We start from the raw sequence: 10,759 nt of genomic DNA on the forward strand, positions 1-10,759 counted from the left end.
TTCGGCTAAGAGCTCTTCACCTGAGCTCGGCGGCTCAGGCATAGCAAAAGGTACTTCGTATTACTTTTTTATATTCCTGACTAAACTGGTATGGATGGTTGACATTGAAAAAATCTATCGTTAGAATACCCTCATAATATTAGGTATAGTTATCTAACATAAGGAAAAAAGATGCCACAATCCTGTCCGCTAGCATTTCGGCAGATCGACGGAACGATCGCCCGCATAAACGCCATGTCAGTTTTTTTACTGTCGCTTTTGTCTGTTTTTATACCGGAACCCCTGATCTTGCTTGTTTTAGGCTTTGACTTTATGATACGTCTCTATGGAAACAGACGTTTCAGCCCGGTATTTCAAGTGTCGACACTGTTGCAAAGGGTATTGGGTCTCAAGTCTGAGATGGTTGATGCCGGTGCAAAACGTCTGGCGTCCCATTTCGGCCTCTTTTTTGTTTTTGCCGCGTTGGTTTCCCATCTGGCAGGTCTGACGGAGGTGATGTATGCCATAGTGGCTGTTTTTCTTTTCTGCCTCTCGCTGGAACTTCTGTTCGGTTACTGTATCGGCTGCAAGATCTATTTCATCTACCGCAAGTTTGTTCCGGAGAGAAGATAGTGGCCGGTATATCGACACGCGGCATCTACGGTCTTGCGGCCATGCATGTCCTGAGCCATGCACCCCGCAACCGTGCCATGCAGATCAAAGAGATCGCTGCGATGACCCAGGTGTCGCACTCTTATCTTGAGCAGCTTCTTTCTGCACTTCGTAAAGGCGGACTTGTGATAAGTATACGCGGGGCCAATGGCGGCTATAAGCTTGCCCGGCCGGCACATGAAATCACTGTTCTTGAGATCATAGAGGTCCTTGAAGGCCCCCTTTGCAAGATAGATGGCAACGTAGGTGCCAGTGTGATACTGGAGTATTTTTGGTCCGATATTCACGAGAAGGTCAGAGAGCTTTTTATGTTGAAACTTTCAGAACTTGATCAATCATTCCAGCCATATCATTACGATATATAAACAGCTGCAGAACTTTTTCTTGAACTTTTTTTGATTTCAATTTCTATTTAGTCTTCTTATAGTAACTTAGCGTTATCCAGCATGAAAGATGCCTAATTATGAACAACACTGAAACGCTACTGCTTGCCATTGCCATTATAATCCTGCTTGGGTTGATTATCTACTCTCTTCTTCTCTCATCCGGATCGTTAAACCCAAAGTCAGCAGAGTCGCAGGCCGAATCACTCAAGAAACTACTGGATGAATATGCGCTGCAAGTGAAAAAGGAAGAGAAGACGCTGGAAGAGCAGTTTGATTCTCTGGAGATCACAATCCCGACAAAGATTTATCCCAAGTTTGACAATAGCAGAGCCGTCGATGAGATGGGTCTGAGCCAGGAAGATGCTGATGCCTTTGTCCTTGACCTTATTAAAGCGATCGAAGCTGAGGTCCCAAAAATAGACATGGCTCTGACCAACGGGGATTATAAGTCTCTTGAAGAGATCGTGCATACGATCACAGGGACTTCGTCGACCCTTGGTTCCGGCGGTATATCATCGGCTCTTATCAGTTTTTATGCCGCGGTACAACATCATGACTCGCTACAAAAGCTCTTTATTCATCAGCAAAATGTGAAACATTACCTCTCTTCTCTGAAAGAAGAATATGTTGTTGTCTGAAAACTGACAAGACCCCTGCACCGTTAAAACACATTATTCGCGTTATTTACATAAACATAAATATAAACATTGTAGAATGTATTTTTTATTAATTTGAACTATAAAGAAAGGGCCTGGCAAAATCCATAATGTGATTTTTCCGGTCTATTCACAAACAAGGTAGAATGTGGCGAAAAAGAAACAACTCGATCATGATGATACACTTTTTGAACAATTAGATTTTGATAAGGTCAAAGACGAACTCAATGTGGAGATGCTGGCAAAACAGCAGGCGATGTCCGGTAAGCCGCCATCGGAGAGTCTCAGCCTTGATGCCAACGAACAGAAGATCATCAACTACTTCACGGAAAGACTTTCCCAGGTCAAACAGGAGATCTTTAAGAAGATCGCCTCGTATGAACACATGGCGATGCGTGTGAATGATATTACGGCGACATTGACTGAAGCCAAATATGCAAGTGAAGAGTTTCTGCAAAACATCACGACCTTTCAGGAAAGTGCCAAACAGCGTATAAAGGACCTTAAACAGGAACTCAACGTCAAAAAAAACGATCTGAAAAACTTTAAGATTGCCAACGCATTGACGAGAGAAGCTTCGTATCCCAGCTCTAAGATCCTCTACATCGGCATTATCATGCTTATTCTCTTGAGTGAGACCATGCTCAATGCCTATTTCTTTGCCAAAGGCAATGAACTCGGACTCATCGGAGGGGCGGCGCAGGCCTTGATCATCTCGGTCATCAATATGACGCTCGCTTTTTTTCTGGGCAGTTTTTTGGTCAAGCGGCTCAACCTTGTAAACAAAAGTGCGCTTTACAAGTATGGCATCGCTCTGATCCTGGCCCTCTCTGCACTCCTTATCCTGCTGTTCAATCTCCTTGTAGGGCATCTGCGTGTGCAGCTTGGCATCGATCCTGAAAATGCCTATGTCAACTCCATCATCTCTTTTCAGCAAAACCCTTTCGGTCTGCATGAGTTTGATTCGATCGTCCTGGTCCTTGTGGGACTGCTCTCTTTTCTAATCGCTTTCACGGATTTTTACAAGATGGATGATGAATATCCGAACTATGGTGCTCTTGACCGAAAGTACCAGGAAGCACTGCTCGAGTATACCGAGTTGAAAGAGGAGCTTCTCAATGAGATAGAGAAGATGTCGGAATCGATCCTTAATAAACTTGAAACACGTCAGATGACCAGCCGCGTTATTATGCAGGAGTTGACGGAGATACCGATCTTCAGACAAAAACTGAATGACCACTACAAAGAGTATTATAACTATCTCAACAACACCTGCAACGCGATGTTGAATGTCTACAGGGAGACGAACAAAGAGCACCGAAGTGATGAAGCACCGGCTTATTTCAACCAGAGAGAAGAACTTGATGCCGATTTCGCGATAAAGATAGTTGAGCCCAAGTTCAAAAAAGATTTAGTCCGTTACCAGGAAGAAGTCCAGGAACTGCCGCATATTATCGGCGAACAGAAACTGAAGATCAATGCGACACTTAAAGAGGTGATTACGGAGCTCGGCGAAAACTCTGAAACGGGAACAGTAAATGCGTAGGCGGGCGAAAAGAGAAAAAAAAGACAAACTCGGCTACATCATTATCGGTGTTGTCGTCGCCATTTTGTTGTCGATTACCGTCTTTATAGCCAGTAACCAGCGTGCGGACATTGATAAAGAGAGCATGTGCCGCGTTGATGGGCAATTTGACAGACAGGTCATCATTCTTGACATGACGGACAACTATAACAGTATCCAGGTCACACAGATCAAACATATCATCATGAATATCATAGCGAATCTGAAGATTGATGAGCAGATCCAGCTTTTTTTTATCGACAGCACCTTGCCGGCTGAGATGCAGTCACAGGTCACGCTTTGTAATCCGGGTGACGGGGCCGGAAAAAGTGAGCTCTACAGCAACCCTAAACTGTTAAAAAAACGTTGGGAAAAGAAGTTTCACAATCCATTGATGAAAGAGATGGCATCGCTTTCCGATGAGTACACGTGTACCACGTCGCCGATCATAGAGACGATTCAGGTCGTCAACAATATTGCATTTCCCTATGTGAAAGATCCTTCTATCCATTACAAGATAACGATCATCTCCGACATGATTCAAAATTCCTCCGCACTCTCTTTCTTTAAATCCTCAAACGGGAAACTGGAATCGTTCGTAGACTCAAAAGAGTTTTTCAAGGTCCGTACCGATCTTGAAGGGGTGGATGTGGACATTGTGGTGGTAAGACGTGACAAGCTGGAGCGGTTTCAAAGCCGGGACCATATCGATTTCTGGATCAATCTTTTAGAAAACATGAACGCTAACGTAGAGAGCGTTAAAATGACAGATGGTTAAGCATGATAGGCAATAAACTTAAATTCGAAGACACTTTTTTCAGCGGTATTCAGATCAAACACCTCTTTGTTGCGGCTTTTGTAAGCGGTATCTTTTTCATCCTGCTCGGCTCCGTTTTCGGTATGCTCTATCTCTCTGTGATTATGACGATCGCAGTGATGATCGGTTATTTTTTGACAGGCCGCCGACTTGTCGACAAAGAGCTGCTGACCAATGAGCAGTTTGCCGACAGCAACTACTACCTAGGCTTTTTATTTACATTGATCTCTCTGGCGAGTTCTCTTTACCTGCTCTCTTCCGATCTGTTGGCAGGGGGGCTGCTGACACGCCTGATCGGTCAGTTCGGTATTTCGATCTCGACAACGATTGTGGGCCTTTCCATGCGTATCTATCTTTTGAGCTTCAGTCCCAACATCAGCTCAAACATCGAGAGTTTCAACCTCATGATCATGGAGAAACTGCAGCTGCTTAATGACCATATCGGCCACAGTATCGATCAGACAAAGACCTTTTCGCGGGTTATTGACGAAAAGCTGGAGATCTTTACGGACCAGACGCTTAAGTCGGTAGAGCGTTACAATCAGCGCCTTGTTGAAAGTCTGGAACAGACAAGCATAAACAATATTTTCACCAAGATCTATGATGACATGGACAAGATTCATCAGCAAGAAGAGAGCAGGGTGAGTGAGATCTATGAGAATATCACGGCCTTGCATAAAAGTTATGAAGAGCAGAATCTTGCCTCTGCCCAATCTTTCCAAAAGACGATGAAAGAGAGCGAGAAGTGGATCGAAGAGTTCAACTCCACCATGGGCTCTTCGGCGGGAAGCATCGCCAACTCCAATGCGGAGATGCGTAAAGTCATCAGCTCTTTCAACGAGTTTGTACGCGATCTTCCGATGTTGTTTCGTCAGGTCAATGACATGTTCGCCGAAAGTTCGAAGACTCTCACCGATGACCTCTCAGAGAAAAACAGAGCGTTGATAGAAGCCTATGCTCAGCAGAAAGACAGGCAGAACAAGATCCTGATCGAACGTCTTTTAGGGGAAAATCAAAAAGTGATCGACAGCTTTATCGCCAACGGCGTCAACAGTAACCAAGAGATATTGGAAAAGCTCAACAGCTTTAACAGGCAGATGATGGAAAGCTTTGTGCAAAACAGAGAAGCGGGCAACGAGAAGATCATTAACGATATCACCGTCTTAAACAATAAAGTCATCCAGTCCATCGGTTCTAAAACAGAACGTCTTCATAACCAGGTCGTTGACGCTATTATGACCTCGAGCACAAAAGTCCTCGGCAACTTTATCAGCTCACAGGCACAGAAGAATGAAACGATGATCGATGGAATAGTCGAGGAGAACAGACGAATGCTTGACGCATTGAGCGAAAAACTTCTGCTCCAGCAGGCGGCTATTAAAGATAATGTGCTTTCGCAAAGTCCAAAAGAGGAAACGCCGGCAGTGAATATAAAGCTGGTCGAAACGATGCTTCAGGAGAACAGGCGGATGCTTGAAGCTTTGAACAACAAGTTTATGGTGCAAGAGGAGACGGATAAAGAGAAAGTGCTTTTTCGAAGACAAAGAGAAGAGACACCTGCTGTGAACGAGAAGATGCGTTCCCATGGGAACGTCAAGCTACCCAAACAGTAAGCGGATATCATTTCCATGAAATACAGCGGCAATAACAACGGCGATTTCTTATTCGGTATCACCCTTACCGAGCTGATATTGATGCTCTTTTTCATTCTTCTCCTCAGTTCGGCGTTTATCTCTGTTGAAAAATCGAGTGAGATCATACAGCTCCATAAAGAGAAGGAACGTATTGCCGAAGAGAACCGGCATCTTCAGATAAAGAACCGTATGAACCAAAAGCTTTCAGAAGAGATGGTCAACAGCGCCCTGCGTTTCAAACTCAAAGATTATGAAGAGAAAGATCTGAAAAAAGAGGTTAAATCGATCTTTAAAGAGTTGAGTAACCAGACTGTTCTGATCGCTGAAAACAAAGCGCTGAAAGCCGAGATAGAGCGTTATGAAAACAGCGCAGAACTCATCGAGGTCAATGCGGATATCAATGCGGAGATAGCCAGAAAAGCGGCACTGCTGCAGGAGCTGAAAGAGCTGAACTCCACAAAAGAGCTGCACACGCTTGTCTCCGATCTGGACATTGCGCAGAAAAAGAACCTGGAGTTTGAAACGGCGCTTGCAGCAGCCGTTGAAAAAGAGAAGGAACTTCTGAAAGAAAATGCATTTTTGGAAAAATCACTCAAAGAGCACTTCTCTATGACCAAAGAGCAGCTGGCATATGAACAGGATATACTGAAAGGGCAGATCGTCTATCTTACCCGTAAGCTCAATATGGGCGGCGGCAATGAACTGCCGCCGTGCTGGGCCAATAAAAAAAGCGGGAAAGCGGAATATATCTTTTCTGTCACCATCGGTGAAGAGAGCATCAAAGTTGCGCCGAAATGGCCAAAATACCGTGAGAAAGAGCTGAAAAAATACAAAGGGCTGAACAAACTCTTTGGCCGCGATATGAGTGTTGACGAATTTCTAAAGATCACCCGTCCGATCTACAGCGATGCGGATAAAAAAGAGTGCAAGCACTACCTTTACCTTTATGATGATGCGATCACAAAAGACGGTTACAAGATGAAACGCCTGCGTCTCGAAAACCACTTCTATAAATATGAGGATGGATCAAAACTGTATTGAGCTGTTTTTAATAAACAGACCGAATATACGCCAGGGCCTCTTTTGCATCATCGGCAATAACCACATCGAGCATCATCAGGTTGTGCGACAGACCGAAATCTTCGATACTCATGCCGTCTCTGCAGACGGTGGCATCGGCTGCAAGCTTTTGCGCGTCGCGAACGCGCTCTATCATGGGGCGGCGATCCGCAGCGTAACCGTAGACCTTTTTGCCAAGTGCGGCACCGTAACCGACCTCATACACGGTGCCAGAGTCGGGTTCGATCCCGCGAAAGGGATTGAGGTTCGCCAGCACGATGTCGCAGGATGCAAGCAGGGCGATGTTGGCCTCTCTGATCGCTTTGGCGATGTTGGATGGTGTGCCATCGAACACCACTGTATTATCGAGAGGAAAGCAGCCTTCAAAACCGTATTGTCGGCAGAGCTCTTTTAAAGCAGCCCCTCTTTCGATCGCATTGTGTTCAAAGACATCTGGCCCGGCAAGGTAGATCTTCAGCATCAATTTCATCCTCGGATTTTTTTAATTATAACGTAGACGGGAAGCTTTGGCGGGAATTCCGCTGTTTCACGCTCCCGACAGTGAAATAACGAGAAGAATTGTATATAATTCAGGTAATAAACGTAGTTAGGATCTCCCATAGTAAGAAAAATCGTTAAATTCGGCTCAGTCGGTGCCTTGGGTACACTGACAAATATCACTGTATTCAGTGCCTTGACCTTTTTGAATGTCCATTACAATATCTCTTCCATTGCCGCTTTTCTGGTGGCGGTGACACAGAATTATCAGCTCAACAAAAAATGGACATTCCGCGATCACAAGACAAGGACAAGAAAGAAATTTCCCAAATATTTGGCTTTGAATTTCTTAAGCTTTTTGCTGAACCTGCTGGTGCTTAACATCGTGGTCCTGAATTTCGGCGAAGAGAAGTTGATACAGATCGCCGGGCAGATTGCCGGTATCGCCGTCGCGATGGGTTTTAATTTTTTAGGAAGCTATCTGATTATTTTTGCACACCATAAGGAGGAAGAGATATGAGTCGAGGCATTGTTGTTATCCCAACCTATAACGAGATCGATAATATAGAAGTAATCTTAAAAAAGGTCTTTGATCTTCAACTGGAGCTGGATATCCTGATCGTGGATGACAACTCACCCGATAAGACCTACGCCAAAGTACAGGAACTTATCGATACCAAACTCTACGGCGAAAAACTCCATCTCATTATCAGACAAAAGAAAGAGGGGCTGGGCAAAGCCTATATTGAGGGTTTCAAGTGGTGTCTGGCCAGAGAGTACGCTTTTGTGATCGAAATGGATGCGGACCTTTCTCATGACCCGAAATACCTCCCCGCGTTTATTGAGAAGATTAAAGAGTACGACCTGGTGATCGGCAGCCGTTACGTCAAGGGCGGCGGTGTTGTCAACTGGTCGCTGCTGCGAAAATTCATCAGTTTCGGCGGCAGTACCTATGCCCGTACGATCCTCGGCATTTCCATTAAAGATGTCACAGGCGGCTTCAAATGCTTCCGACGCGAAGTCCTGGAAGCCATTGACCTCGACAACATCATGAGTGCCGGATACGCTTTTCAGATTGAGATGAACTACAGGACAATCCTTAAAGGGTTCAAAGTCAAAGAGGTACCGATTGTTTTTGAAGACAGGGTCGCAGGCAAGTCTAAGATGTCCAAAAAGATATTTATAGAAGCGCTCCTGAACGTAGTGACGCTGCGCCTGCATAAACAAGATATCCTTGAGGGTAAATGATGGGCTATAGAGAAAAAATCGTCCTCTTCTTCTACACGCTCTTTAACGCGATAGCCAACCAGTTCATAAACTTTTACTCCGATGAGACCTACTACTGGCTCTGGTCCAAAAAACTGGGGTTATCTTACTTTGACCATCCGCCGATGGTCGCCTACTTTATAAAGATGACCACGCTTTTTAGCGATGAAGCGATGTTCGTACGTCTCTCTGCTGCCCTTCTGGTCTCGGCAACGGCCTATTTTCTCTATATGCTGGCGAAAAAGATCTTTGACGAGAAAGCGGCGGTCTATACCTTCTATATCTTTTTAAGCTCCATACTGGTGCTGGCGGCATCGACGGTGATCGCGCCGGACACGCCTTTGATGTTCTTTTGGGCATTGACGCTCTACAGCGCCTATATCTATCTTGAAGAGGACAATAAAAAATACGCACTGCTGACGGGTCTCTCGGCCGGCGCACTGCTGCTGTCAAAATATACCGGGATCTTGCCGCTCTTTACTATTTTTGTCTATATACTGCTTTACAAAAGAGCTGTTTTTAAAGACAAGTATTTTTACGGGGCCATAGCCTTGGCGGTGATCGTCTTTTCGCCGGTGCTCTACTGGAACTATCTGCATGAGTTTATCTCTTTCACTTTTCAGCTGCATCACGGTGTGGCCGAGGAAAAAGTGTTTCATCCCAAAGCGTTTTTCACGTTTGTCGGGCTGCAGTTCGCTCTTTTTCATCCGCTCTATCTTCTGCCGCTGCTCTACTTTATTCTCCGGGACAAAGAGCGTTTTAGCCGGCAAAAAGTCTATCTGCTTCTGCCGTTTTTGTTTGTACTGCTGTTTTTCAGCTATAACGCCGCATTCAAAGAGGCCAATGCGCAGTGGGCGGCCGGCGCCTATCTGAGCGCTGCTGTTTTATTGGGGCACTATCTTGCCAAATACAACTATCGAAAGCTTTTGATCGCAGGGGTCTCTTTCAGTACGTTTCTGCTGATCATACTCAAAACGCCGATCGGAGACTATATACCGCCGATAGAGAGACTCCATCTGCGTCTGGGTCATATTGACAAGTTCAAGGAGGAGATCGAAGCGATGCACCTCGATCTCGACCGGTATGACTACCTCCTTATCGATGATTACCACGGCTCCGAAGTGGCTTACTTCTTTAGACGCTACAACAATGTACTGGTGCTTAATACTGCACGTTTTTCACAGTTTAACATCTGGCGTCATGACGATCAGGGGATTGCCATGGAGTCCCCTTTGTCTTCGATTCCGAAACTGGGACGCTGTCTCTATATCGGTAGAAGCAAGCGACATGTAGATGAGATCGGAAAACTGTTCGGTAACCAGAAACAGCTTGCATACGAAGCGAAACGTGTCGGCTTATGGGATCTCAAATATTATTTTGTCGAGTATGTGAATTAGAGCGTAGTCGAGAACCCTACCGTACCTTCACCGTTCGGATCACACTCTAAAGACCTTCAAGTAGAACCAGCCACAGCCTTTCCACCTCTTTATCACTTAAAAAGAGGCTGGAGTGATTTTCAAACAACTCCATCAACCCCTTTTGGTCAATACTGAGCGTATGGGCGCAGTTGGGATGTGCGGGCAGGTAGGAACGGATCAGCGAGACCTCTTTGGTGATGGGTGCATCACAGAAAAAACAGTTTAACTCGCTGTGCAGACGACCTTCATGTTCAAGAAGCCGAACATAGGACTCGACGGCAACACGTTTCGGGTTCTGTTTTCCCCAGGACGAGGCCGCTTGATCCAAGAGCTCAAAATAGAATGACCCGGTATCTTCCGACTCGCGCAGATGGGGGTAGAAAAGGGCGGTGAACTGCTGCCATGTACGCAGCTGATGGTGATCGGTAAGCCATGGATAACCGATGTGGAGCACATCGCGCAGTTGGCCGATATTGGATTTTACATTGGTGATGATCTCAAAATCGATTTTAAAACCGAGGTTGATCACGCCGTGACGCGCTCCATAGAAACGATAAAGCGTATCTAAGCGATTCTGAGATAGAATAGTAACAACAAGATCTTCGTCTCGTGCGCGATTGAGACTGATGATAAAGCCCTGCATCTCTGTTTCTTACCTACACGTTTTAATTTTTTTTCTTTTGCAATTATAACTCTTAAATAGAAGTTTAACCTGACAGCCAGTATAATATTAGCAAATGTACGATTTCTAAATATGTTAAATAAGCTTTAAAAATGCTTAAAGTTTAGAGATTTCAACGAAATTTTATA

The 10,759-nt window shown here is 45.1% G+C and carries 12 protein-coding genes; 10 read left to right on the plus strand and 2 right to left on the minus strand.

What is annotated here, in order from left to right; translation table 11 throughout:
- Positions 1-171: 171 nt before the first annotated feature.
- From WCY20_RS05935 to WCY20_RS05965, 7 genes are all read left to right on the plus strand, one after another.
- On the plus strand, positions 172-612 hold the full coding sequence (locus tag WCY20_RS05935; protein ID WP_345977776.1) for a DUF4395 domain-containing protein: 441 nt from the start codon (positions 172-174) through the stop codon (positions 610-612).
- Positions 612-1,016, plus strand: coding sequence for an Rrf2 family transcriptional regulator (locus WCY20_RS05940; RefSeq protein ID WP_345977778.1), 405 nt, complete (start codon positions 612-614; stop codon positions 1,014-1,016). Before WCY20_RS05935 ends, WCY20_RS05940 begins: the two co-directional genes overlap by 1 nt.
- A 98-nt stretch (positions 1,017-1,114) precedes the next feature.
- The gene (locus WCY20_RS05945) at positions 1,115-1,675 is read left to right on the plus strand and encodes a hypothetical protein (RefSeq protein WP_345977779.1); all 561 of its coding nucleotides are present in this window, start codon (positions 1,115-1,117) and stop codon (positions 1,673-1,675) included.
- Positions 1,676-1,841: 166 nt separating this feature from the next.
- Complete coding sequence (locus WCY20_RS05950) at positions 1,842-3,239, plus strand: hypothetical protein (RefSeq protein ID WP_345977780.1); 1,398 nt, start codon at positions 1,842-1,844, stop codon at positions 3,237-3,239.
- Positions 3,232-4,035, plus strand: a complete 804-nt coding sequence (locus WCY20_RS05955; RefSeq protein ID WP_345977781.1) for a hypothetical protein — start codon at positions 3,232-3,234, stop codon at positions 4,033-4,035. Before WCY20_RS05950 ends, WCY20_RS05955 begins: the two co-directional genes overlap by 8 nt.
- 2 nt (positions 4,036-4,037) lie before the next feature.
- Complete coding sequence (locus tag WCY20_RS05960) at positions 4,038-5,687, plus strand: hypothetical protein (protein ID WP_345977782.1); 1,650 nt, start codon at positions 4,038-4,040, stop codon at positions 5,685-5,687.
- 15 nt (positions 5,688-5,702) lie between these two features.
- Positions 5,703-6,749, plus strand: a complete 1,047-nt coding sequence (locus tag WCY20_RS05965; protein WP_345977783.1) for a hypothetical protein — start codon at positions 5,703-5,705, stop codon at positions 6,747-6,749.
- 7 nt (positions 6,750-6,756) lie between these two features.
- Here WCY20_RS05965 and WCY20_RS05970 read toward each other — a convergent pair whose 3' ends face one another.
- Positions 6,757-7,257, minus strand: a complete 501-nt coding sequence (locus WCY20_RS05970) for a nucleoside 2-deoxyribosyltransferase (protein WP_345977784.1) — start codon at positions 7,255-7,257, stop codon at positions 6,757-6,759.
- A 141-nt stretch (positions 7,258-7,398) separates the two neighbouring features.
- On the opposite strand from WCY20_RS05970, the gene WCY20_RS05975 reads away from it, so the two are divergent.
- The 3 genes from WCY20_RS05975 to WCY20_RS05985 are packed head-to-tail and all read left to right on the plus strand — an operon-like array spanning position 7,399 to position 9,928.
- The gene (locus WCY20_RS05975) at positions 7,399-7,785 is read left to right on the plus strand and encodes a GtrA family protein (protein ID WP_345978222.1); all 387 of its coding nucleotides are present in this window, start codon (positions 7,399-7,401) and stop codon (positions 7,783-7,785) included.
- Positions 7,782-8,513, plus strand: a complete 732-nt coding sequence (locus WCY20_RS05980) for a polyprenol monophosphomannose synthase (protein ID WP_345977785.1) — start codon at positions 7,782-7,784, stop codon at positions 8,511-8,513. Before WCY20_RS05975 ends, WCY20_RS05980 begins: the two co-directional genes overlap by 4 nt.
- Entirely contained in the window at positions 8,510-9,928 is a 1,419-nt protein-coding gene (locus tag WCY20_RS05985; protein WP_345977786.1) for a glycosyltransferase family 39 protein, read from the plus strand. The genes WCY20_RS05980 and WCY20_RS05985 overlap by 4 nt, the downstream gene beginning before the upstream one ends.
- A 46-nt stretch (positions 9,929-9,974) precedes the next feature.
- Here WCY20_RS05985 and recO read toward each other — a convergent pair whose 3' ends face one another.
- Entirely contained in the window at positions 9,975-10,592 is a 618-nt protein-coding gene (gene recO, locus WCY20_RS05990; RefSeq protein ID WP_345977788.1) for a recombination protein RecO, read from the minus strand.
- Positions 10,593-10,759 lie beyond the last annotated feature (167 nt).

Source organism: Sulfurimonas sp. HSL3-7 (assembly GCF_039645985.1).
Lineage (GTDB): Bacteria > Campylobacterota > Campylobacteria > Campylobacterales > Sulfurimonadaceae > Sulfonitrofixus > Sulfonitrofixus jiaomeiensis.

What these genes read in the sequence shown, in the direction of transcription:
- WCY20_RS05980 (WP_345977785.1), top strand. Translation starts at nt 7,782, where the DNA reads ATGAGTCGAGGCATTGTTGTTATCCCAACCTATAACGAGATCGATAAT.
- recO (WP_345977788.1), bottom strand. Translation starts at nt 10,592, where the DNA reads ATGCAGGGCTTTATCATCAGTCTCAATCGCGCACGAGACGAAGATCTT.
- WCY20_RS05935 (WP_345977776.1), top strand. Translation starts at nt 172, where the DNA reads ATGCCACAATCCTGTCCGCTAGCATTTCGGCAGATCGACGGAACGATC.
- WCY20_RS05970 (WP_345977784.1), bottom strand. Translation starts at nt 7,257, where the DNA reads ATGAAATTGATGCTGAAGATCTACCTTGCCGGGCCAGATGTCTTTGAA.
- WCY20_RS05945 (WP_345977779.1), top strand. Translation starts at nt 1,115, where the DNA reads ATGAACAACACTGAAACGCTACTGCTTGCCATTGCCATTATAATCCTG.
- WCY20_RS05960 (WP_345977782.1), top strand. Translation starts at nt 4,038, where the DNA reads ATGATAGGCAATAAACTTAAATTCGAAGACACTTTTTTCAGCGGTATT.
- WCY20_RS05985 (WP_345977786.1), top strand. Translation starts at nt 8,510, where the DNA reads ATGATGGGCTATAGAGAAAAAATCGTCCTCTTCTTCTACACGCTCTTT.
- WCY20_RS05965 (WP_345977783.1), top strand. Translation starts at nt 5,703, where the DNA reads ATGAAATACAGCGGCAATAACAACGGCGATTTCTTATTCGGTATCACC.
- WCY20_RS05955 (WP_345977781.1), top strand. Translation starts at nt 3,232, where the DNA reads ATGCGTAGGCGGGCGAAAAGAGAAAAAAAAGACAAACTCGGCTACATC.